Raw genomic sequence first — 23964 nt, 5'->3', positions numbered from 1 at the left:
CCTAAGATTCGAGAATGATAATTGCGCGAACACTGTTTCACGCAACTATCAGTTCAGGGCAAATAAATGTCGTTGTTGCTCTAGACTCAATGTTCTACTAACGGAGTCTCTACATTATTTATATAAAGCCTTTTCGAAATGAATATCATCAAGATAAACCGGTTTGCTTAAAGGCAACTTTTCACCCACAAAACATATGTAAATGTCTGGCTGCTTACCGGCGGTATTGCCTAGCTCTATTTCTACAAGCTGTTTGTAATATACTTGGTCGTCAACAATCACCTTTTCTAACGACGAAACAGACTCTCTATATTGATCAATGCCCAACTTTACCCAGCCATCAGCTAAAGCAGCGTAAGGTCGTACCCCGCCGGCACCCGTTTCATCAGCAGGTATGTAAGCAGTGAACACAATACGGTCTTGGCGATTAAGGTTTTGAATACGACTATTTCTAATTTTTAGTTCTTCCCATTCTTCCAAACCCGGTAGTTCACCATTAAGTTTCAACATTGATTTGCCAAGATCATCGCTGATCGTTAATGCCGGCTTATTCCATTTAGCTTGCCAAGCCCCATCACTATGCCAGCCTTGTTTTAAGCCACTTGAAAAATCATAGGTGAAAGTTCGCTCATAACCCACCACAGTTGGGTTGTACAATACCGAGGACTTATCACTAAGGCGCTGTCCATTGTCCAACTTAGTGACTAACGATATTTGCTGCTCACCCAAAGTGCTAGGATCGAGCTCCACGTAAGCAGTGTAATACCCCTCTGCGTCAGGCCCATCTAACTCATAGCGGTCCACACTGGTTCGAACTGACATGCTTTTAGCCGACGATGATGCGGCCAATACATTCGCTTTAACAGTTAACCACTGGTTATCTATGCGCTGTAATGGCGAAGGCGTAGTTATGTAGCTGCGTGCGTCATAGCCTGGCAATAAGCCACGCATAACCAAAGAGTGTTGTGCTAATAGCTGATGAGTACGTCCTCGGTCAGCCAGTACTCTATAGCCATCATAGTCTGGGTAAAGCTCTTTCTTAGCCGCATCTTTAAAGCTGTTTAGGCCCCATACCATGGTTCCTGATGCACCTTGTGCGTATGCCGTTCTATGCCATTTGTCGTAAACAAAATCACGATTATTAATGTCATTGGCTAAAATCGCATACTCTTCCAGCACAAAAGGTTTATTAGCTAAGCTTGCGGCCTCAGCGTGCTCTACAATCCATTGCGTCCCCCAAGCTTCAGCATCTGCTTTCTCCCAATATTCGGGGTAAAGGTGGAAAGTTCCGTAGTCGATATTTGGTAACCGAATTAGGCGCTCCCAATCAACACCTTCGCTACCGTTATAGTTCCAATCTGTGTTACCAGGTCGATTAAAGAATCCTTCACTGCCCAGCGCCACTAATTGCTGAGGGGCAATAGACTTAACGTATCGACTCATTTCATCAGCCCATTCAACCAACAGTTGCCCACTGGTATCTTGAGTTCGAGGAGCATTAATGAGTTCCCAAGTCATTATCGTGGGATCGTCACTATAGCGCTTACCGGTATACTGATTCTCACGACCAATTAAGTGAGCGGCGTACTTCTTGTACGCCTCCTTGGCTTGCTTGGAGCTGAAAAACTCATCGTGGCTCTCTAAATCCAACCATTTAACGTACTGAGGAACTCCCCCATATTCTGGCCAATTATTAGTAAGTACAATCACTAATCTAATACCTCTAAGAGAGGCTTGATGAACAATAAAATCAATACGCTCTAAAGCATCTTTTTGGCCAGCTTTTTTAAAGACACCTAGCTCTGGTTGTAAACTCATGTTGTAGTCTTCGCCATCCAAAAAGCCAAAAATACGTACACTGTTTAGACCCATTGCTTCTGCATCGTCTAAAAATGAAGTAATCGTTACGTTGTCACTGCGATGAAGATAGAAGTTACTTGCACCAGCAAATCGAAAGGACTGCCCTGACAACGTAAGCTGTTTGCCTGATTGCTTTACGAACTGTGCGATAGGCTCAGCCTGAGGCACCGAAACCACTGGTTCCTCATGCTGAGTAGCAGTACTTCCGCAGGCCGCCAAGCCTAATATTGACAAAATACCAATAGCCGCATTCTTTAATATAAATCGCTTTAACGCCATGTAAATTCCTTTTTTAATAATACTTCTCTTAGTTAAACACTAGCAAACCGTAACGTTACGATCCATTGGCGAAAACACGCTATTCAGAGTAAAAAAAAAGAAAACGAGAAAAATGTGATTTAGAACGTAATAAAGGCGCTAGAAGCGCCTTTATCATTATACGTTGTTTGTTACCAGTTACATGCCTGAGGCCTGTTTATACATATCTGAGTATGTATGAATAAGCTCACAAACTGGCTCGTGTAAATCTAAGCGAATCCCATCCCCTTCTACATTATTTCCAGGTGCGCCTACACCAGTAATAGAGAGTTCGGAGCTATCCATTACACAGTAGAACTGGAAACCGTCATTGTTTGCAGTCCAACCGCCCGAGTACTCGCCATATGGGCCAGAACACCACTGACAGCTACCTGGAGTACCATTCCCATTACCCCACTCTAAGCCTGATAATTGCCAACTTAGCATACCTGCAATAGTATCTTTGTTTTGCCAAGCCTTGTCATACCAAGCTTCAAACAACTGAGTACGCTTGGCTAAGCCTGCTTCAACGGTACCTGTCGAATAACTCTTATCATCAGCAGAGTTAGTAGCGCGAACTACATTAGCAGGCCAGCTAAACTCACCAATGTAGGCAGGTTTATTGAGCTCTGTAGCTAACGCAGCCAAACTATCAAAGTTACCCAAGGTTTGATTGTCACTCATATTCCACCACGTTGGGTATAAGTGAGCACTAATCGCGTCAATGTGTGGGTTAGCGTTAACGATTTTCAAGTTCTCGTAGTCATCACCCGAACCTCCAAAACCAAACGATGACTCCATACCAATTGATAGCAACTGATCTGGTGCTTGTTCTGCTAGGTGTGCAGCAATGTCGTCTACCCACGCTTTGAAGCCGTTTAAGTCACTACCAATACGCGGTTCATTAGCCAGTTCCCACATCATAATAGTGGGGTCTTCGTTGTACTTAACGCCAGTAAGCGCATTAGTATGATTTAACAAGTTAGTGATAAAGGCTTTAAATGTTTCCCGCCCGCTCACACTTGCGTAACCGCCGTAGCTATCCACATTGCCAAAGTAGTCCCAATGGTCAGCTAATGATAGAACGAGACGAATACCACGCTCTTCGGCCAATGCGACGTAGTTGTCAAACAACTCAAAACTACGCTTGATTATGGCCTTCTGACTATCACTACGTTGTTCTTCTGGAATGCTTAAAATAAACTGCCCATTGTCTTCTAGGTTGATGCAAACGCCATCGTGGGTGCGATCATCGTTACAGAACATCCAAGTGCGAACAACAGTTAAGCCCATATGAGCGGCACGATCAAAGAAGTCTTTGGCCATTGGCTCAGGCTTGTACATTACGTAGTATTGGTTGGTACCATTAAAGTAGAAAGGTTTTCCATCTAAGATGAAGTTAGTACCATCAGTTTCGACAAAGGCGCTAACTGCTACTTCACCAACATTCAATCTTAATGTCTCACTAATTTTAGTGCCTTCTAGCCCCAAGGAGATACGATATACTCCATCCCCTTGATTAGCTATAACTAACGGGCTATCACCATAGTAAAGCTCACTATCACTACCATTTAGGCTGTAAGTAACCGCTCCTTCACCACGCTTACTGAAGACAATTTCAATATCGCTTCCAGAAGGCAATTGCGCTAGGTTAGCAGGGCTACTTATGTTCAAACTGCCCATTAAGCTGATGCTTACACCATGTAGGTCAATGTAGCCCCAATCACTACCTAACACCTCAGCCACAAGAACATGGTTTCCCGCTTCCAGGCTTAGTGTTTGAGTGTATTCACCATTCGCCTCAGCGCTAAAGTTTATACTAGAGCCTAAACCATCTAGACTCACCGTATTGTATTTAGCCCCATGTGGTGCGCTGTAGTGCAGAGTTATTTGATATTCACCAGCTTCAGCCACACTAAAATGCCAGCTGGCTTTAGAGCCTGCACCTTGCAAACTTACGTCAGCGCCACTTAATACTGCATCACCTTCTAGAGCTGCGTCAGTGCCACTTAGCACTGTAGTTTCTATGGGGTCTACCGGTGTTGGGTCCGTTGGGTCCGTTGGGTCCGTTGGGTCCGTTGGGTCCGTTGGGTCCGTTGGGTCCGTTGGGTCCGTTGGGTCCGTTGGGTCCGTTGGGTCCGTTGGGTCCGTTGGGTCCGTTGGGTCCGTTGGGTCCGTTGGGTCCGTTGGGTCAACAGGCTCGCTCAATACGCCAGCCATGCAAGCTTTGGCTTGTTCAGGGTATTTATTCCACTGCCATCCCCAAGCTCCTGCATAACCGTTATCATATAAACGCTTACACATATCAGCTGCAGTTAGGGTTTCGCCATTTACCGTTAAATCGGTTAGGTAAAATTCGCCCAATACGATTGGTTTTGATACACCCCAGTAATTTGCGTCATGATGAAATGGCGACCACGCACCATTTTTACCTTCGTTGTTGTAGTAATGCGGCTGATAAAAGTCGAAAGTTGCCAGTTGGTCTCCATCGGCAGCACTAATTAATGCCGCGTCTGAATACAAATTACTACCACCAGCTACATCTGAGTTATATTTCCCCATCGACTTAGAACCCGTTGTTACTAATGCAATTTCTCCATTAGCTTCTGCGGCGCGATGAATAGCGGCAGCCATTTTTGCTTGCACTCGCTGTAACTGATTTAAGCTAGGAAAGTGATTCACTACATCTAAACCAGTAAACCAGCCTTCTGTCATATTCTCAGGTTCATTAAATAGTTCCCAAGCAATCAGCTGAGGATGACTATTTAGCGTATTGACCATAGGAACAAGCGCATTATCGATATAACTTTGTAATACTGTATCGTCACTTAACAAGCTAAAGTTGTTAGCAACAGGATTATTACGTACATCGTTGTAACGCAACATGTCAAACGACCAAAGACTTGGCTGGATGTAAACATCATATTCAGCAGCAATATCTAAAGCCTGTTTCAGGTCAGCAATAAAGCTTCCGCCCGGTGAGGCAACTAATGCTTTTCCATCAACAACTTCCCAAGCAGGTGTATAAGCACCATCGGTATGCATCCACCAACGAAGTGTATTACCGCCGGAGTCTTTTACATCTTGCAAAGCAGCACGTAAAGACGCTTCATCAAGTCCATTACCTATGTCGTTAGCGAAGTTAAACCAAGCAACATTTACCCCATTTAAAAACAGCTCTTGTCCTTGATAGCTAATAGTTTTAGGTGGTGTTTGTGGATCTGGATCGACACTTCCAGACTCCGTCCAATAGTTCTTCAAGTCGTTGGCAGCATTGGCGTTATAAGGCTTTTTACCAGGGTAGCCATGCCCTGCATCACCCACATCTAAACCTTGACCATCTCCTTCATAGAAACCAATCACGTCATAAGGTGCACCACTTACCCAAATCATCAATGATTTAGCGATAGTTTCTGGATCTTGCATATACGCCAGCAAGCCATTGATTGCGATTTGAGCATGCACTTGATGTGCTTCATAGCTAACCATTTCTTCATTGGTTACAGCGGTTGCGTCCCATACATTAGGCGTTACCAAACCTTTAATGCCCATTCCGTATTCACCAAGGTGGAATGAAGGTATGTCATCTTTATCAATACCCAATTTGCCCATTAACACTTTTTGAATAAAGTTTTGCTCATGTTTTTGCAGCGCAACTTTTACGTCTTCAGCCGTTGTTGGGACATTGGTCGATTTTGGATCAGAGATAGGATTTACTACATCCATTGGCATGTACTGAGATACCGTCACAATATCTAGTGCACGAATATAGTCTGCCAAATCAGCACGTTGCTGTTGAGTCATATCATCAACAAACAACAAGTTAGGATAGTTGTGGAAAGTGTCTCCAGAGACAATACGCGTAAAGTACTCTGGATGCTCTTCAATCTCCATCAAGTACTGAATGTGATGACTAAAGTTATGACTCACAGTGACGTTAGCTTGCAGCTCAGAACTAGCTGCAATTCTTGCTCGTACATGATTTACCAGCTCAACCCAACGATGAGGGAACTTTTTAGTTGACTCCATCAACTCGGCGCCAATATCAAAGCGAATGGGTTCTTTTAGCGGCAATGCTGAGCTTGCTAAAACCTGCTCCAGAATATCTAGACCTTTATCAACAATACATACATAGCCATCACTCATTGGGTCTAGTTTATCGAACAAACCTCGCCAGTTAAGTTGCCCAGGATCAGCATTCGGGCTTGCCTGCACCCATGAAAACTTCATCGGGTCGATATGTGGGCGGTAGTTAATACGCACACCTTTACCCATCAACTCGTTAAGTAAATCAACTTGTTTGCTCGCACTTAAGGTATTTGCTGTATCCTCACAACGTACTCCCTCACTGTAGGTATCTATGAAGTAAGTAGGAATGAACGACACCCGCTTAATATTCATCTCGTCGATAATCGCCATTTTAGTGGCTTTATTTGCTTCGTAGTGAGCAGGATTCCAGCCAGCCCAGGCAATACCAACATCCTCCCCTAAGCCAGTAGCGTAAAGAGATTTATCATATAAGTTACCGTAGCTAGCAAATTGCTTATCTTGGTCTTGCTGTGAGATGTAGTCGTTAAGATCTACATGAGCGATTGTATCCGCATAATCAGCATAGTTTTCTTTGGTACTATCGGTGACTTCTGAGCCAGGGTAATCAGGCTTTGGCCTATCTGAGTCAATAACGTTTAAGGTGAAACTTATCTGTTGATCTGCATAGCTATCTAAACTGAAAGTTAGGTTAACAGTGTAACGGCCAAGGCTTAGCCCCTCTAACCAGCTATTTTCTAGAATCAGTTGTTGATTTACATAGCTGTACTGGTCAGCACTTAGAAGGTTTTGATTCACCATAAGTGCTGATAGTTGGTAGTCCCCAGATGTTACAGATACATCTACATTAGTCGGGTTTGCTAAGTCGAAACTAACAGTACTAACACTAGTACTAGGTTTATCAGGAATTGGTTGTGTAGGGGCTTCACTGATCACTCTTATCTCATCGATAAAAATGTAGCCTTCGTTGCCTTCTCCTTGAACGCCCAACTCAGTTCGCCCAGCAGCCAAATCCAATTCAATAGAATGGGTTAACTTTTCACTACTGTGTTCAGAGGTGAAGAGCTCTTGGTAATCGCCAATGAACAAACCATTAGTTTTAGCTGAATAGGGCGAGCGATAATCAAACTCTACGGTGTACTTACCAGAGCTAGCAAGCTCTAATGACCAAGTTGCCACACCATGTTTAACATCAACCGAACCATTGGTAATTCGAGCTTCGCCGCCTAAAACGGCATCAGCTGGAACTAAGGTATAAGTTTGATTATTACTAGTATCAGAATCACTAACATTGAGCGTTAGGCTTAAAGCAACATCTTCGGCATTTTCAGCTGAAAACACTAACTCGACATTGTGCTCTGCTTCACTCAATGTCGCCATCAATGAAGCTGATAATACTAACTGCGAACCATCAAAACTATAGTCACTTACTTGAGTATCGTTGATTGTTACATGGGTAAGTTGGTAGCTTCCAGCACTTAAGCTAAGGGCTAATGGGACATTATTGGCTAAGTCGTAGTCTATCTGAGTTTGACTCAGTTGTGGTGGTGTTAGCAGCGTAGACTTAGCCGTAATTCGAACCTGCTCGATGAAAATGTAACCCCAGTTTCCATTTGAGCCATTTACACCAATAGAGTTTGAGCCGGCCGCTAGGTCTATGTCAAAGCTCAGCGTTTGTGTGCTGCTAGACTGTGGCGTTAAAACTTGCTCGGAGTAACTCCCTGCAAAAAAAGTATTGGTTTTATCACCATGAGGGGAGCGATAGTCGAACTCCACAGCGTACTGACCAGCATTAGCTACATTTATATGCCAAGTTGCTAAACCATTCTTCAAGCTTACCGCGTTATCAGTTAGATCCGCGCCGTCTAAAACTGCATCAGCTGGAACTAATACAAACTCACTGGCAGGAGTACCAGGGCTTGGTAGGGGAGTTTCTGCTAGCTCACAATCATGTAACCACTGCCAGGCGCCCCACTGTTCAGACTTATCAGGTGTAGTTGCTTTATTCCACCACTTGGCCTTGTACTCAGCATTTTGAAATACTACTAACTCATCATTTTTGTATTGAATGTTAGTATCCCAATTGGCTGAATCACAAATGCTCGCTCCCCATGCTGTAGGAGCGACCATAACCAAAAAATATCCTATTTTGATTTTCATCAGGTCCTCTTTATTCCTTAAATTCGGACAAACTAAGCCAATAAATAACGTTACGATTTATCGATAAGGTTATTTATTAACAATTCACTATTGGTTAGATGCATAAAACTCAGATACCAAGACCTGAGTTAAATCAATGACTGCAGCGGTAAAACAATCTGTAGTCCGCTCATTTGACTATTTATACGCTACCAAATAAAAATCGTAACGTTTCGATCATAGATCACAAAAATTTACTAAACAGGCTTTTGTCAGTATTTAACTCTATGCAAGCGAGGCAATCGCAATTTATACGACATAAACACAATTCACTGATTAAATCGCATCCAATTTTGCTTGTGAAATACTTCAATTGAAATACGAAAAACGGCAGCTCACTATTGAGCTGCCGTGTATATGATTTAACGATGAAGCGAAGGTGGGAAAAGGGGTAAAAGCCCCTTTTCTTAATTACAAAGCTTAGTTAAAGAAATAACTAACTAGAGAATAATTCGTTTTGTAATATCGTAATTATCTTGCTTGGTTCAGTTGCTGCTTTAAGTTGACCACGAAAGTCTTCGTGGATTAGTTTTCTCGCTAATTTAGAAAAAATTTGCATATGCTGGTCACTATGAGCCTTATTTAAAGTAAGCATAATAATGAAATCGACATCCCCCGAATCAGAATGCCAGTTAATTGCATGATCTAAATGCGCAATGCTAATGGTCGAGTGTTCTATATTGTCTGATTTAGTATGAGGAATAGCGAAACCATTTCCTAAGCCGGTAGAAAAAATTTCTTCTCTAGCCCAAATATCTTCTTCCAGTAATAGTGCGTTTTGACTACGACCAAGCACACCAATATTCCCAACTAGCGCTTGAATAGCTTCTTCCTTGTTTATCACGTCCAGCTGAGTAAATACACAAGCCTCGTCGAGCAGTGGTAGCGCCGTTTTCTCAGACTCTGCATCACTCAAAAGCTTTTCTATTTCAGCCCGAGTAGAGCACTCGCAGGCTTGTTGGTATAAGGCCTCGCATTCAATAAAACTCAAACCGGCAATTTGCTGTTTAGTTTTAGCAATATTTGGCGAGCTCATGCTTAACTCATCTAAGCCTGCCCCAACCAAAAGTGGGAGTATTTTAGGATCGGCAGCAAGCTCACCACACATTCCTACCCAGCGGCCGTATTGTTTGGCAACTAAGGTAATTTGCCCTAACATTCTTAAAAAAGCAGGGCTCAGACTGTTATACAGAGAAGACACTGCATCATTATCTCGGTCCACCGCTAACAGATATTGCGTCATGTCGTTAGAACCTATACTGAAAAATTCAACTTCATGAGCAAGCTTATCAATAATAAACACGGTCGCGGGAACCTCTACCATAATCCCCAGTGGCACACTGTTGTTGTATTCAAGTCCTGCCTCTTTAAGCTGCTTTTCAACTAGGCTAATCTGCTGCTTTACCCAGCGAATCTCTTCAACATTGTGCACCATAGGGATCATAATTTTGGCTGCACCATGGCAAGCTGCTCTTAATATTGCCCTAAGCTGTGAATGAAACAATTCTAAAAATTGAGGATAGATTCTTACCGCACGGTAGCCAAGAAACGGGTTGGTTTCTTTAGGTAGGTTTAAATAGTCGAGTGGTTTATCACCACCAATATCCATTGTACGAATAATAACAGGCTTACCTTGAGCAGCGATTAACGCTTCACGGTACTCTTGATACTGACATTGTTCACTAGGGGCTTCACTCCGGTCCATAAAGAGCATTTCTGTTCTAAAAAGCCCCACTCCTTGAGCCCCGCCTTTTATAGCCGGAGCAACCTCTATTGAACACGCGATGTTCGCTGCTATTTCTACCTCATGACCGTCAGTAGTCATTGCTAGTTTGTCGGTATGCTCACTAAATCGTTGCTTCTGTTGTTGCTGTAATTTCAACGCCCGCTCAAAATATACGCTTACATTGTCATCAGCTTTAATCGCAACAACACCTAACAAACAATCCAAATACACTTCCGAGTTGAGTTCGGCATGGCATAACTCGTAATCGACATTCACCAAGGTAGGAATATCAAAAGCCCTGGCTAGAATAACAGTGTGAGAAGTACTACCTGCGTCACTTAATACCAGCCCTTTTAAGTAACGTTTATCAAGTGCTAGAAACTGAGAAGGGGTTAGTTCACTAGCGAGTAAAATAGTAGCTTCGCTCAGTTGGCTTTGCTGCTCAATATTCACATTCGGGTATGCGTTCACCAGTAAACGCAACGCGACATCTTTGATATCTAATACTCGCTCACGAAGGTATTGACTATTTGATCTCTCCAACATCGCCTTAAAGCTTTCTAAGGCAGCCAATATGGCATGAGCAATAGGCTGATGAACCAGCTGTTCTTCTATATATTCAAGAAACTCTCGGTCCTGTAAAATAGATAGGTGCGCAGCTAGAATCTCAGACTCTTTACCAGAGGCTTGCAACTTCTCAGCCTCTAACTCTGCTACTACAGCTTTATGCACTTGCTGGAAAGACGGTTTTCCCTGATCTGATGAGCAATTCAAAAACAAACTTAGATCAGCCTCAGAACTGGCAACTAGCTTTCCCTTAGCAATGCCGTTAACCAATGATTTTCCGCGCAGTAAAAAAGGCTGGTGCCGCGACAAAGACTGCGGAATAGGTACTGATCGCTGTACCTCTACTGGCGTGATATCATCATCGCAATATGGAAAACGCTCATTCATAAATTGAGTAAGCGCTAGCATAGCCGTTTGGCTATCTTCTCCCTCAAACATTAAGACAAACTCATCGTTTAAGAGTGTGTCCGTGCCCACTAAACTCAACATACTTTTTGCATTCCCTACGTTACCATTTCGCAGATTATGCAAACTAATATCGCAGTAATACGGGTTACAAACACTTTCTAATAAACTAGCAGGTCGTGCATGGATACCATTGGGCAGCACACATTTAAATTGTTGTTGGAAAGACATTTTACTACCTTATCTATCTTAAGAAACCATGGATTTACAACGCAAAATAAGCTTTTGGGTTTGCTGTAAAGATTCTTGAATACTGGCGTTAACTTGCGGTTTTCCATCAAAACGAGCAGCACCTTGAATGCGAATATCAGCCACGATTAGCACTACATCGGCATGGGAGATATCCTGAGGAGTCAACTTGTTCTCCACTCCCATTGCACCTTGAGTCTCCACCTTAATACCAATCGACAGCTTCCTTGCAGTTTCTACCAGTTTGTCTGCTGCCATATAGGTATGAGCGATACCTGTTGGACAGGCAGTAATAGCTACAACATTCATTAGTCGTCCTAAATTGCTTGCGTAATGGTGCTCACTATTCGTCAAATTTTAAGCAAGTTAAATAGGATTTAGTCGCTAAAAACTGGACATTTGTACCCGAAAACACACCTTGTGAACCAGATCACCACACAACCAAATAGTAACGATACGAAATCAACTGAGACCTCTATCACAGCCCTTCCTTTCTGCTACAAAAGTCCAGTTTAAGCCTCAATTCTCTCATTTTAAGCGTGCGCTCAGCTGCAGATAATTTGTTTAGAAAAACAACAAGGGATTACATCCCTCTAAATAAAAACATGGAGTGACAAAATGAAAGACAAAATATCGGAACTAAAAAGGCACTTGCTCACAGGTACCAGCCATATGCTGCCATTTATTGTTGCCGGCGGTGTGCTACTCGCATTATCGGTAATGTTAAATGGTGAAGGTGCTGTGCCTGAAGGCGCGTTACTCACCGGGATATGGGATATGGGTATTGCTGGTTTTACTTTATTTATACCTGTATTAGGCGGCTATATTGCCTACTCAATCGCAGATAGACCCGCCCTAGCACCAGGTATGATTGGCGCTTACCTAGCAAACCAAGTTAGTGCTGGGTTCTTAGGTGCCATTATCGTTGGCTTTTTAGCGGGTTACGTAGTGCTTTACCTTAAAAAGATCCCACTATCTACCAAACTTAGAGCCTTATCGACATACTTTATTTTACCTATTGGTGGCACCTTCATCGTATCCGGCTTAGTCATTTGGGTTATCGGAGGCCCCATCGCATTCGCCATGGCCAACTTAAACGAGTGGCTGCAAGGCATGGCTGGTGCTTCAAAAGCGGTATTAGGTATGATCTTAGGCGGTATGACCGCATTCGACATGGGCGGCCCTATTAACAAAGTAGCAACCCTATTCGCTCAAACACAAGTATTCGAAAACCCGCAACTTATGGGTGGTGTAGGCGTCGCAATTTGTGTACCTCCTCTAGGAATGTTCTTAGCAACACTATTGTCACCTAAACGCTATTCTGCAGAAGAAAAAGAAGCCGGAAAAGCCGCAGGCATTATGGGCTGTATCGGTATTACAGAAGGCGCAATTCCCTTTGCAGCTGCAGATCCAATTCGCGTAATTCCATCCATTGTGGTTGGCGGAATGGTAGGCAACGTCGTTGCTTTCATGTTTAACGTAGCCAACCACGCGCCGTGGGGCGGGCTAATTGTTCTGCCGGTGGTCGATGGAAGAATGTACTACCTACTAGCAACATTAGCAGGAGCTGTGGTTACAGCTGTAATGGTAAACAGCCTTAAGAAACCAATTACTGAACAATCAGAGTCTAGCAATAACACCAAAGTCGATGACTCACTAGAACTAGAATTCGACTAACTCAAAGGAAACACCATGAAACTATTAGCAGTAACATCTTGCCCTTCAGGCGTGGCACACACCTACATGGCCGCAGAAGCTTTAGAAACTGCAGCGAAAGGAAAGGGCTGGCAAGTAAAAGTAGAAACCCAAGGCTCAATTGGGATTGAAAATGAAATTAGCACCTCAGAAGTATCAGAGGCCGACATTATTATTCTCACCAAAGACATCGCCATTAAGAATGAGCAGCGATTTGAAGGCAAAAAAATTGTAAGAGTTGGCGTTGCTGATGCAGTAAAAAAAGCACCACAAATAATGGAAAAAATAGAGAAACATCTAGCAACACAATAATACAGCTTTTGTGGGGTTTAACTTATTTAAACCCCACAATTTATGATAACGTTACGATTTAACTTTCGTTATAGCTATGCCAAATACTTTTACCTTTCTATTCGATGCAGTATTAAGTGAACCTTCATCACTTACTAATGTTTATTGTGCAAGTGGTCATAACTCCCCGCTTGAGGAATGCTACCAAGTAAGCTTCCCGCGCTTGGAATTAGTATTTAAAGGCAACTATGAAAACGCAATTGAAGACAGCACAGGTAGAGTACTACATACAAACTTAAAGGCTGGTGATGCGCTGTTCATACCCGCCAATGCTTGGAATAAACCCAACTGGCAGCAAGAATGCTCCGTTTTGAGCTTATTGTTTGGTAAAAGCCAACTAGGTTTTAGCTTAGTGAGCAAGCATGCAAATGATGAAGGGTTCTACGATGTTATTAAGCATAGCGTTCCACGCCATCCAGGTAGTCCAGTAGAGCATATACTTGCCGCGCTAACCGCATTAAATTACCAAGAAACATCTGACAATACGGTCACCCTAAAAGCGCTAATTTTAGCCTTGGTTGGGGCGTCGAAAACTCTAGTAGATAGACCAAAGTTAAAAGTGAAGAACCGCAGTGAAGAGCTTTACAAAAGTATTTGCATCTACGTGCAAGAGAACTTTCATAAAAATATTACTCGAGACACCGTAGCGACACGTTTCAATGTTTCAGCCAGTCACTTATCAAGAGTTTTTAGACTAGAAGGCCATATGAGATTTGCTGATTACATTTCTTGGGTAAGACTAGAACGTGCTAAGTTTTTGCTAAAAAACTACCCCTTTAAACTTGATGAAATATCTCGCCGCTCAGGGTTTCAAGACCCTAACTATTTCTGCCGAGTATTTAAATCGAAAACAGGAAAAACCCCCACCCAATATAGATTGAATTGAATAAAGCGTAATTATAGTTTTGCGATTTCAAGTGCAACTATCTAAATCATTGTTTACGAAGGTTTTTTACATAACAGCTTTTGTCTTTACAAAAATAAATACCGTCAAGCTTCAATAAATATCAAAACGCTACGAACCACGCTTTGAACCTATTTTGCGTAAAATAAGACCCAAAAACGCGCAGCATTATCGCCTCTTTTGCTCAGTCACGGCTTAAAAACTACTTACACAGATTGCGGAAGGGGGACGCTACCGTAGCAAATGAAGAGCAATACATGTTAGCGCTGGGAGCATTCCTGAACCGCTGTTGTTGCCCACTTTTGAGTAAACTTGGATCATCAGTTCACCTTTTGTTGCCCCATCGGGGCTCAAAGCAAACCCGTTCAGCGCTCGTTGCCACTCACTGTGATAAATCAAAGCGTGTTCGCATGGAACGACTTTAATGTTTAGTTCAGTATCAGCAGGTAATAAGCGAGCGAGCCACTTCAGCACTCCTCTCGCTTCTTTAAGTGTGCAGCAATAGAAACCGTTCGGACTCGCGTTAACACGATAGCACTTTATTAACGTGAACAGATCAAGCTCTGCGGTTGGTTTTCTTTGAAGCAGCATTAATGCATTAACGAACACATGCTCAAACAACGTTGAATCGGCTTTTGATCTAGGCTTGCTCACCCCCAAAACTTTGCTCGATTTATCTAGGTTTGGAAAGCGTTCACATACATACCGTAACTTCTGCTCAAACCAGTTTTTTTCCTCTTTGTAAAACGGCAGCAACGTTAACGCATTAAATACAGCAATTAAATGAGAGACATCATTAATCGGTGGGATCTCTAGCGCCATTCGCCCTTGCCTGTGCTGGTGAACAATAACAGTATCGAGACGAAGGAATGCATTCATCAATTGCTTGCGCTGATCGTTTATTTTCATTTGATTTGATTTAGCTGAAGAAATAAAGCGAGTGTGAGTTAATGCAGCCATCTGCTCTGCCGTTAAAGGCTTTGTCATAGCATTTAAGCGTTTTGCAATGAGGCTGTCACTATTGTGTATATAGCTAGCAAAGGTCACCGCTATCGAACTGTGCCCCAACTTTGTCGACAGCTCGCTTAGCCTCTCCTCTAGTTTAAATGTTGCGAAAGAGTAACTATCTAAAATATCTTCAAATGCTTCGCTGGCATAAGTATGCCGGAGTGTATGGGCGACCATATCTTCATCATCTAGAACTTGATTAATAACCTCATTAACCACTTTTGAAACAATAGATTTTTCCCCCTTGTAGCCTCCTAATGGCATTAATAGCCTAGTATCTTTAGACAAAAGCCATTTGCGCATAGCATAGAAGAGCTTTACACATTCATCCTGCGTTGTAACCAAACGATTAGCCGAGCGCGTTTTAACTCGTCCGTGGATATGCGTTTCAAGCAGGCCGTCGGTATAGAACTCCCCATCCGCAGGCTTGATTAAACTGAGCTCCCCACAGCGTAAGCCTTGCTGGCGCAAGGTTGATAGCCACGACCACCACTCGAGAGGCCCAATGCCTCCAGGTTGGATTCGAAGAATTTTGCAAAACTGACCACGGCTCATCAGCCCTGCGTTGACAAATTTGGCGGCAAATGCCGCCCCTCTAAATGGTCTTTTAGTGCTGTTTTTCTCATCACTGAGTGAGTGCAAGTCATTTAAAAAGCGGCGTATACATTGCACTCTATCTTCAGCGACACCTCCCCCACAAAGCTCATCTAAACGTTCTCGAAGGGCGGGGATATTTTCATTAATTAAGTCAGCCACAGAGCCTTCGGATTCTTCGATTATTCCCGCAAGTAAGTGGAAACACTCTTCACCGAGTAATACCGCATATTTTTGAGCTGTGGATACCAGAACTTTTCTGCCCTCGGTTATTTTCCAGCTAAGCCAAGCGGCGATACAGCGCCCCGGCGCAGAGAGCTGAGGTAGCACTTGCTTGACCAGCTTGGCGGCATTGGTGCGAGTGTTATACTTTTCGGCATTATCTTGGTATTTCCTAAAGCAGGATTTAATCAGCTTTAAATCATGCCTCGCAAGCTGCTCTGCATTTGTAAGATTGAGCTCAGCATCAGGTTCCCCCTCATCAACACTAAAGCGACGTGTTAGCAACACCTCTTCATTGCCGGTAATCCAAACACGGTGCCGAGCGTGGTCAAGTGGGGCTGTGGGGTACTCACCTGTTATAACCTTCACAAGACTCTCAGTTAACGTATTATCGGGGCGGCGCATCCAGCACTGTCGCACATCAATACTAAGCTGCCTAAAGCTGAATTTAATGCCAGATTTTTTCTGGATAGAATGCCAATCTATATCCTCGCTATTATCGATTTCCCCCTGTTGTTTATGCAAAGCCAGCAATAAACTCAGTGACACATTATCGGGATACCATCGTCCCTCTATGAATTGCTCGCTCTTGTCTGCGTTACGCATGTTACCTCGCTCGTTTAAAGCGGGATGCCCTGTGTACTGTAGCCATATCGATGATTGACAAACCTCGAGTGGAGCTTTGTTTTTTATCTGCTCCATCAACCGCCGCCAAAGTGGTAGTCGTAGTACACCGCCATTTATTACCAGCGATAAACCTAGAGCACAGATCACCCCCTCCGGCCTGACTTCAGACGAGTTCAACACATTGCTTATGTAGTCGTTAGCTTGCGTTAGGTGAATAGCACTAAAACTCATTCCATCAGCTTGATAAGCCAGCTATCTATTACATCGGCTATTTCTTTCATTTCACTAACGCTCGCTTGTGCTTTATTGTGATCAATAAAAGCTTCAAAGGCCGGTGAGTCATGAAAATACGGCCAGAGGTAATCAATAGTGGTTTTTCTTGACCAGTTAGAAGGAGCCTTGACTCCCTGAAAGTATATAGAAGCACTCACCTTAGGAACAAGCGGGGTGTAGGTGACAGATAGCCCTTTGAAGTTAAAAAGGCCAAATAGTGGCACCTTAGCGTTCAATGAATCAGTAACAAGCTTCGCCATAGTTCCAGTTAGTGACTCGCACCAACGTTCATACTCAGATAACGCACTTATAGCTGTGCTACAAAGCGGTATCACACGAGTACCAAGACGGCTCTTATTTGGCAATGATGCACACTGATAATTCCAATCGATATCACTAGCCCGCACAGCTTTATCTATAAGTGGCCTCGATGCTGTTGCTAAATGCCAAATCAAAGACGTCCTTAGTGCGTGGGCATTATGCAGTGCGATGTGAGTATGAAAAGACGGAGCTTTGGCATAGTCGAGCTGTGCGTTGTTGAGGGTTGATTGGCTATAATTCAAAACCTGTTTCAATTCAGCGTGTTTGAGCAACCCTTGCGTTCCCCAATATTCACTGTGATTTTCAATTGGCTCTTCATGCAAAACTGTCAGCTCTGGCGCATCAATCCAGCGAGAAATAATAGCTTGATGCTTTTCTTTAATGACAGCCATATCGTCTGCACTATAACTAGTATCGGTTTGCGAACCGTAGAGCTGCGCACTGACCAGTCCCTCTTTTTGTAGCGTTTTACTTGCTCTCAAAGCTAAGCGGTGCCATGTGACATGTGACATGCGGAGCGAACTGATGAGTTTTCAACAGTTCCCTCACAGCCCTATTGGCATCTTCATATGAATTAAATTGCGCTATATCTTTCAGTAGCTTTTCACCAATACAGTGTGGAATTCGAAGGCTAACCTTTCGCTGAACACCTGCGAACGGAGAGCTTTCTTGTGCGGCATCCAGCTTCAAATCAATCGCTCTGCAATTAATGCAGATAAAGTGCAAGCCACTGCACACTTCATGATTAGCGATAGCTTTACTGTTATTCGATAGTGTGAAATAGAGCTTACCTGTTAAACCGGTAAGCAGCGTTGCAGCTAAAAAACCTGCTCCAGGTTTGCTAGATTTCACTGCTATCTGTAGCGCTCTTGTCGCTAGCTCCTTGTGCAGCTTCATTGCCCCCCTCCTCTTTTTTTACTAGCGCCTTTTGTTTATCAATTTTGCTTTTTTGCTCCTTCTCAAACCCATGCGTTGGCCGGTATTTTAGCTTCACCATCAGCTCTTCTATGCGCTCAAAATGACTACGCAATGAAGCACTAGTTTCGCCATTCTTTAATTTCTTACAGATAACTAAAATAGAGCGACGAGGAATACCGACAATAGCCAATTTCAACTGAGCAGCAGCCTCTGAGGCTGAACTCATACCAGAGATAAATTCAGGATGCATGTGCACCCAAGCGGCGAAAGATGTCAAAATCGTGTTATATTCAGAGCAATGAAGTAGCGACTTGAACTCTAAATAAATTCGGTCTTCTTTGGTGAGTGAAAATGTGACGGTTTTTGGGATTCTAGCGATAACACCATCCGTATTTTGCATAGCATATGCTGCCGCAAAATGACCGACAAAATCCGTGTGTTTTGCCGTTCCCTCTGTTGCTTTTACGTATTCAATGACAGTAGGCGTTATCGATTCTACAACTGTCCCCCCGAAATCAATCTTTTGCGCATAATGGAAAAGATATTTTTCCATCGGTTTATTCAGCTCTGTACAATTAGAAACGTTATCAAGCTTTGCTGTGCGCTCAGAACTGGCTGTAGAAGTTACATTTTCGCTCATTATCAATTACCTTTTCTTTTGAACTCTTAGTTAATGCTTAACTTTTAAAGGCGATTTCTTTAAAAAAACAAAAAACAATAAAATTCTACAACCTTCTAACTCGCAGACATTTATTCTGAAAACACACCTCCCTATTAACTTTTACCTGGAGTTTTATGCTTTTTTTTATTTACTTATGGATTCATTGAAAAACATATAAACAACGAAACATCAACAGGGATGTTGGTTTGTTAGCTGGAGGCCATAAAATTTAGTTAACTTACAGTGAAAAACAATGATGAACGGAATGAAGTTCAGCTTTCGATTTATAACAAGAGGAAGGTCGATGAAGTGCGGCTGTTGATTAAGCTCCTCCTTCTGAAGCCATTCGATTGGTAAATAGTCTTCTCAATTTGTATAACCCGTCAAAGACAGCCGGCGCAGGGCCGACTGGTTTATTCACAGTGAGGGCATTCTCGGCGCACTTTGTGTTTTAAAGTTTTAACCGATATATCACTGACTGTCAGCAATGCCAGAGTTAACGATTCACAACCAATACCTTCTGGCAAAGAGACTAGGTATAGGCCCGGCAACTGGTATACCCGTAAGTCAGACAGGCGTTTGGCGGCACAGTTTGCTGCTTCTTCATCAACAGTTAGCCACGCGTTAATGAGTGTTTCTTCTTGGCTAGTAAATGTAGTTTGTGTGCATATAGTGTTATCTCTTCTATTTAATGCCACACTATTTCACCAAAAAACTGACAATTTTCTAAGTTTATACCTTCAATGCTCGCTGCACGCTCGACAAACTGATGCTTAGCTCCTGAGCTATTTTCCTGTAACTCATTCCGCTTTCTCGCAGCACTTTTACTTGATGTGTGTCGATAGACCGCTTCCGACCTTTGTAGACACCACGCATTTTTGCAAGCGCAATCCCTTCACGCTGCCTTTCAAGGATTAAAGACCGTTCGAACTGATAAATAGCCCCTAACATGGTGAGCATAAGCTGGTTTATTGGGTTGGCCTTATCTGCGGAGAACGTTAGTTGTTCTTTATGAAAAGTAATGGCGACACCAGAGCCAAGAAGACGCTCAACTAGTTCGAGCAGGTGACCGGTGTTACGAGCCAGCCGTGATATGTCATGCACGTGAACAACATCGCCACTACGAACGTGGGAAAGTAATTGATTTAACCCTGGCCTGTCAGTGGTGCTGCCACTAATCTTATCTTCAAAAATGGTATCCAGCGAAATGCCATACAGCTGCCGTTCACTCGTTTGATCAACTGTACTAACTCGGATATACCCCACATTTTGACCGCTCATAGCAATGCTCCGTATTCATTAGGTTCTAAATTTCATGAAACGCTGTAGTCATTTCAGTGAACAAGATCCTATTGAATACGAATATGCAGAACTGACAAATGTGGTCGTATGGGTATAATCTACAAACTACTTCATAACTAACACTGAATTAATGACTGTGAGATGCATTACAACAATCGACTTCTACAAAATCAGCTATAAGTGAGTTTGAATACTAATGTCTGAGAGGATTAGCCTATTTCTAATTTTTCACAATACTGCAACTCTTAATCCGCAACGGACATTGTTGCATTTAAAACCTTATAGTGCGGCCTTACACTCGTTATTAAAAAGGCTGATTTACTGTAAAGCGAAAGATTGAGTCATCTTTACTAAAGCCTAGGTCTGCTCGCGCAACAATGTTCTCAATGAAAATACGTGCGCCAAAGCCAGCGCTCCAATTCATGTTTTGGTGCAATTTTGCAATATCTAACTGGTCTTCAACTTTTCCCATTTCTGCAAATACTGCAAATTGCCACCATGGGAAGTTATAGTTACGGATAAATGGAGCGCTGGTCTGGGGCTGCCAACTAGGTATCATGCGATATTCCGCCGCATAAAATAGGCCACTTCGATCATTAAAGTAATCATCGGCATAGCCACGCATACGATCGCCGCCGCCGAGCACTGATTGAGCAAACCAAGCAGGTTGGCTATTAGGATCATTCTTATCCCAAGTGGGTATATCAGAAATATAAGCAGTAAGTGATAAACTCTGCTGTCTTGTCCAGGAAGTATTACCAAGGTCAAAGTAGTTTACTTGCTGCGCTTCTAAACGCGTGTAGCTGGCTCGCTCGGCATTGCCCCAGTCACGAATCAATCGAGCATAACTATGATGACCAGCGTTCGGTGAAGGAGCATAGTTACGTGCATCATGATCTAAGGTAAATTGCACGCCCGCGGTTCTACCTTCAACATTGCTTACATAGTCTGAACGAAAATCTCGGCTACGATAAAACGGTTCTACTTCAAATACTGTTCGCGCAGTATATTCATGCGTTGCTGGGAGGCCAAGCAGTGGAGCTTTATAGGCTTGCTCTTGGCTTTCAGACAGTAGGTAGCGAAAGGTAAGTAGCCAGTCACGTTGTAAGTAAGAGGCGTCGTTAGGCACATCGATGGGATCATCTGGACGCTCGCCAATAAACATTTGTGTATCCATAAATTCGGCCTGTAGCCCAGAAATATCCATGGTCCAACGCTCTGTCAAACCTAGATTAAAGTAACCTAAGTAGCTGATGTAGCTGTTGTTAACCGAATAAGCACCGAAACCAACAACTTGTGCTTGTGGTTGACCAACACCGGTTATCGTTACAACTGAGCCCACTAGTAAACCAGTGCTGTCCATCGCACCTAAGATGGGGATTACTACCGTTTCTGCGCCATTCTCAACAGCTTGCACATCGTAGACATCAATTCTGTCTTCATCTGCTAGTAGATTGAAACTCCCAGTAAAGAGGGCAGCGAACAGCAAACAAGCTTTCATGCTTCGATTACCTGTTTTCTTCCCGCGTGAGTTACTGGTTAGTTTCGAACTAAATTTCATCGCTATTTTCTCTGGTTGTGTAACTAACGAAGGCTGTTCGGCCTGATTTGCGAGTGATTATAAGGAGCTGGTTGTTAACGAATAGGACTTAGAGAAATTCAAATTAGCGGAATTGTGGACGTGGCCTTGGTTCACTAAGAAGGATTGTGAAGGCTAATTATCCTTAAGCTTTATGCTTGAGCACTTAGCTACTGTTAATTGTTGGTTAAGCCTGTATGCTAAACAGAATCAATTACTTATGTATTAATTTCATGGATGAGATTAAGCAACGCTGACTAATAAGCTACTTATTGCAGTTTTTCTAAGCTTTCAATCACTCGCCTTATCAGCCTTAGCCGGTGGTTTGAGTATTGGGCTTGGTGCATTTGCTTCGAATAGTGATTCTTCTATTATCAACAAGGCCGTAATGAGCTTGGACTTAGCCTTGGTTTACACCTGATCTTTGCCGAAGACTGGGATCTTAACGGCTCAGCCCATGCTTTTTATTTAGATTCAAAGGCAGTGAGCGGTTACATGACGGACTTTAGTTCAGGGCTTCGTTATCTCGCTAACCAGCACTGGCGAATTAATCTAAGCTATGACTATTATCAGGTGGAAGTAGATTGGAATGAGGTCACCTTGAAATACACTTTTCAAGGCCCCTATTTGAGTGCGCAATATGTGTTTTAGTGGAGTATAAGAAGAAGTATCAACGATGAAAAATAAATTAGATGACTTAGATTTAAACCTTCTCCGTTTATTGTGTGCAGTGGTAGAAACACGTAATACCCATACGGCGGCAGATAAGCTGGGCATCTCACAAACCAGCGTCAGCCGAGGTATGGCTAAACTCAGAGAGACTTTTGGCGATAGACTGTTTATTCGCAAAGCTCATGGAGTAGAGCCTTCGGAGCTAGCTGAGCGATTAGCGAAAGCGGCTAACAGTATGCTGGATCCGCTAGTGAAGGTTTTGGAGTCTTTTCAAGATTTTGACCCCTTAGAGTTTGATGGCTGTGTGAGAATCGCGGTACACATAGCAGCTCTTGAAGTTCATGGCCCAGATTTGTTTGAAGCATTACGCGAAGATTTTCCCCAGGCTCGTATTGAGCTTTTATATTGGCAAGACAGAACCACCCTTGAGGTGCTATCTGGGGAAGTAGATGCTTTTGTCCAGTTTGATGGCTTTCCTCTGCCACAAGAAATCTATCTATTTCCGGTACTTGAATATCAAGTATGTTTAGTGGCAAAAAAACATCATCCAGTACTTTCCAGAACAAGCGAATGGGATAGTGTGGGTAACTTGCCTGTTGCCAGAATTGTCACTGACGGAGTAGTGACACGACACCAAGCGATGGATGAGATATATGAAGCAAAGGGTTTTCAGACGAATGTAACTTTTAGCTCACATTGTATACGGGCAATCTTGAGAAAAGTCAGAACTTCAGATGCGATTATGTACGGCACAACCTATCTTCGAGACCTCGACGACGGGGTGGCATTTTACCCTCCTCCTCCAAATATGCCCGCCGCCGTATCTCGTTACACCCTGTGTGGTGGTTATCTACAAACAAAGCGTGATTACCCTCTAACGCAAGCTTTGCATCAAACACTGTTGAGTTACTTTGAAAATATAGAAACACCTCCTCTAGAGCTGCAGGATTAGTTGCTAAGCAGGTTGAGGTAACAATTGGGACTTTTTTGCACGGCTATCTAGCTGGCGAATACGGCTTCTAAGCTTTTGCTCCAATAAGATGAAAAAGCTAGGGCCGAGTAAACAAGGAGCAAATACAATTTCGTCTAGCCAATTTATGTCTGCCAGTAAATGTAAATCACTAGCGATATCGCCCAATTGACTCTGAGTTAATTGTGCTGGCGACTGAGGCCAAGCTGCTGATAGATCGACGCTTAGTAGTCGATAGTTTAATCTGCTCAGCGATGTGGTTAGCTCTTTTAATTGCTCAGGTGCACTGCGGTGCACCAGTAACAGTACACAAACGCCTTCCCCTGAATCTGTAATATGGTAACTACGGTCATTAAGATTTACTTGGTACTTCATGGTTATCCCTCTATTTGCAAGAGGTGCTTATTATGGGTAACTGAGCGTGGCAAACCATGGTTTAAAGAAATTCATATTTGCTGAATAGTGCTTTTGCATATCTGAATTTCTCAAAACCGTATCACGCTTATCTAAAGTGGGT

17 protein-coding genes are annotated in these 23964 nt (G+C 43.0%); 5 read left to right on the top strand and 12 right to left on the bottom strand.

The window, feature by feature from the left end:
* Positions 1–114: 114 nt before the first annotated feature.
* The 4 genes from K5609_RS02870 to K5609_RS02855 form a co-directional block, all read right to left on the bottom strand.
* On the bottom strand, positions 115–2139 hold the full coding sequence (locus K5609_RS02870; RefSeq protein WP_221075873.1) for a cellulase family glycosylhydrolase: 2025 nt from the start codon (positions 2137–2139) through the stop codon (positions 115–117).
* Positions 2140–2316: 177 nt separating this feature from the next.
* Positions 2317–8364: a CBM35 domain-containing protein gene (locus K5609_RS02865; RefSeq protein WP_221075872.1), complete on the bottom strand. Its 6048-nt coding sequence runs from the start codon at positions 8362–8364 to the stop codon at positions 2317–2319.
* Positions 8365–8839: 475 nt separating this feature from the next.
* Complete coding sequence (gene ptsP, locus K5609_RS02860) at positions 8840–11332, bottom strand: phosphoenolpyruvate--protein phosphotransferase (RefSeq protein ID WP_221075871.1); 2493 nt, start codon at positions 11330–11332, stop codon at positions 8840–8842.
* 18 nt (positions 11333–11350) lie between these two features.
* Entirely contained in the window at positions 11351–11659 is a 309-nt protein-coding gene (locus K5609_RS02855; RefSeq protein WP_152785627.1) for a PTS fructose transporter subunit IIB, read from the bottom strand.
* Between the two features lie 309 nt (positions 11660–11968).
* On the opposite strand from K5609_RS02855, the gene K5609_RS02850 reads away from it, so the two are divergent.
* From K5609_RS02850 to K5609_RS02840, 3 genes are all read left to right on the top strand, one after another.
* Entirely contained in the window at positions 11969–13027 is a 1059-nt protein-coding gene (locus tag K5609_RS02850; RefSeq protein WP_152785629.1) for a PTS fructose transporter subunit EIIC, read from the top strand.
* A 15-nt stretch (positions 13028–13042) separates the two neighbouring features.
* Complete coding sequence (locus K5609_RS02845; protein ID WP_152785630.1) at positions 13043–13357, top strand: PTS fructose-like transporter subunit IIB; 315 nt, start codon at positions 13043–13045, stop codon at positions 13355–13357.
* Positions 13358–13433: 76 nt separating this feature from the next.
* Positions 13434–14282 carry a helix-turn-helix transcriptional regulator gene (locus tag K5609_RS02840; protein WP_221075870.1) on the top strand — a complete coding sequence of 283 codons (849 nt, stop codon included), beginning with the start codon at positions 13434–13436 and terminating at the stop codon, positions 14280–14282.
* A gap of 249 nt (positions 14283–14531) precedes the next feature.
* On the opposite strand, the gene K5609_RS02835 is transcribed toward K5609_RS02840, so the two are convergent.
* The 7 genes from K5609_RS02835 to K5609_RS02805 form a co-directional block, all read right to left on the bottom strand.
* Positions 14532–16730 (bottom strand): site-specific integrase, encoded by a 2199-nt coding sequence (locus K5609_RS02835; RefSeq protein WP_221075869.1) that lies wholly within the window; start codon positions 16728–16730, stop codon positions 14532–14534.
* A 248-nt stretch (positions 16731–16978) separates the two neighbouring features.
* The gene (locus tag K5609_RS02830; RefSeq protein WP_221075868.1) at positions 16979–17827 is read right to left on the bottom strand and encodes a hypothetical protein; all 849 of its coding nucleotides are present in this window, start codon (positions 17825–17827) and stop codon (positions 16979–16981) included.
* The gene (locus tag K5609_RS02825) at positions 17814–18197 is read right to left on the bottom strand and encodes a hypothetical protein (protein WP_221075867.1); all 384 of its coding nucleotides are present in this window, start codon (positions 18195–18197) and stop codon (positions 17814–17816) included. The genes K5609_RS02830 and K5609_RS02825 overlap by 14 nt, the downstream gene beginning before the upstream one ends.
* Positions 18187–18903, bottom strand: coding sequence for a hypothetical protein (locus K5609_RS02820; RefSeq protein ID WP_221075866.1), 717 nt, complete (start codon positions 18901–18903; stop codon positions 18187–18189). The genes K5609_RS02825 and K5609_RS02820 overlap by 11 nt, the downstream gene beginning before the upstream one ends.
* A gap of 434 nt (positions 18904–19337) precedes the next feature.
* A complete protein-coding gene (locus K5609_RS02815) occupies positions 19338–19622 on the bottom strand; it encodes a hypothetical protein (RefSeq protein WP_221075865.1) in 285 nt (94 codons plus the stop codon).
* Positions 19623–19656: 34 nt separating this feature from the next.
* Entirely contained in the window at positions 19657–20205 is a 549-nt protein-coding gene (locus tag K5609_RS02810; protein ID WP_221075864.1) for a recombinase family protein, read from the bottom strand.
* A 325-nt stretch (positions 20206–20530) separates the two neighbouring features.
* Positions 20531–21787, bottom strand: a complete 1257-nt coding sequence (locus K5609_RS02805) for a BamA/TamA family outer membrane protein (protein WP_221075863.1) — start codon at positions 21785–21787, stop codon at positions 20531–20533.
* Positions 21788–22300: 513 nt separating this feature from the next.
* Between K5609_RS02805 and K5609_RS02800 the strand changes: the two genes are divergently transcribed.
* Positions 22301–22456 carry a hypothetical protein gene (locus tag K5609_RS02800; protein ID WP_221075862.1) on the top strand — a complete coding sequence of 52 codons (156 nt, stop codon included), beginning with the start codon at positions 22301–22303 and terminating at the stop codon, positions 22454–22456.
* A gap of 25 nt (positions 22457–22481) precedes the next feature.
* Entirely contained in the window at positions 22482–23429 is a 948-nt protein-coding gene (locus tag K5609_RS02795; protein ID WP_221075861.1) for a LysR family transcriptional regulator, read from the top strand.
* Positions 23430–23432: 3 nt separating this feature from the next.
* Here K5609_RS02795 and K5609_RS02790 read toward each other — a convergent pair whose 3' ends face one another.
* Positions 23433–23822 carry a hypothetical protein gene (locus tag K5609_RS02790; RefSeq protein WP_221075860.1) on the bottom strand — a complete coding sequence of 130 codons (390 nt, stop codon included), beginning with the start codon at positions 23820–23822 and terminating at the stop codon, positions 23433–23435.
* Between the last annotated feature and the right edge of the window lie 142 nt (positions 23823–23964).

This window comes from Agarivorans aestuarii, assembly GCF_019670125.1.
GTDB classification, from domain to species: domain Bacteria; phylum Pseudomonadota; class Gammaproteobacteria; order Enterobacterales; family Celerinatantimonadaceae; genus Agarivorans; species Agarivorans aestuarii.
The sequence above is the reverse complement of the archived record's forward strand: the minus strand, read 5'-3'. Positions and strand labels throughout refer to the sequence as shown.

What these genes read in the sequence shown, in the direction of transcription:
- K5609_RS02870 (WP_221075873.1), bottom strand. Translation starts at nt 2,139, where the DNA reads ATGGCGTTAAAGCGATTTATATTAAAGAATGCGGCTATTGGTATTTTG.
- K5609_RS02865 (WP_221075872.1), bottom strand. Translation starts at nt 8,364, where the DNA reads ATGAAAATCAAAATAGGATATTTTTTGGTTATGGTCGCTCCTACAGCA.
- ptsP (WP_221075871.1), bottom strand. Translation starts at nt 11,332, where the DNA reads ATGTCTTTCCAACAACAATTTAAATGTGTGCTGCCCAATGGTATCCAT.
- K5609_RS02855 (WP_152785627.1), bottom strand. Translation starts at nt 11,659, where the DNA reads ATGAATGTTGTAGCTATTACTGCCTGTCCAACAGGTATCGCTCATACC.
- K5609_RS02850 (WP_152785629.1), top strand. Translation starts at nt 11,969, where the DNA reads ATGAAAGACAAAATATCGGAACTAAAAAGGCACTTGCTCACAGGTACC.
- K5609_RS02845 (WP_152785630.1), top strand. Translation starts at nt 13,043, where the DNA reads ATGAAACTATTAGCAGTAACATCTTGCCCTTCAGGCGTGGCACACACC.
- K5609_RS02840 (WP_221075870.1), top strand. Translation starts at nt 13,434, where the DNA reads ATGCCAAATACTTTTACCTTTCTATTCGATGCAGTATTAAGTGAACCT.
- K5609_RS02835 (WP_221075869.1), bottom strand. Translation starts at nt 16,730, where the DNA reads ATGCGTAACGCAGACAAGAGCGAGCAATTCATAGAGGGACGATGGTAT.
- K5609_RS02820 (WP_221075866.1), bottom strand. Translation starts at nt 18,903, where the DNA reads ATGAGCGAAAATGTAACTTCTACAGCCAGTTCTGAGCGCACAGCAAAG.
- K5609_RS02810 (WP_221075864.1), bottom strand. Translation starts at nt 20,205, where the DNA reads ATGAGCGGTCAAAATGTGGGGTATATCCGAGTTAGTACAGTTGATCAA.
- K5609_RS02805 (WP_221075863.1), bottom strand. Translation starts at nt 21,787, where the DNA reads ATGAAATTTAGTTCGAAACTAACCAGTAACTCACGCGGGAAGAAAACA.
- K5609_RS02800 (WP_221075862.1), top strand. Translation starts at nt 22,301, where the DNA reads ATGACGGACTTTAGTTCAGGGCTTCGTTATCTCGCTAACCAGCACTGG.
- K5609_RS02795 (WP_221075861.1), top strand. Translation starts at nt 22,482, where the DNA reads ATGAAAAATAAATTAGATGACTTAGATTTAAACCTTCTCCGTTTATTG.
- K5609_RS02790 (WP_221075860.1), bottom strand. Translation starts at nt 23,822, where the DNA reads ATGAAGTACCAAGTAAATCTTAATGACCGTAGTTACCATATTACAGAT.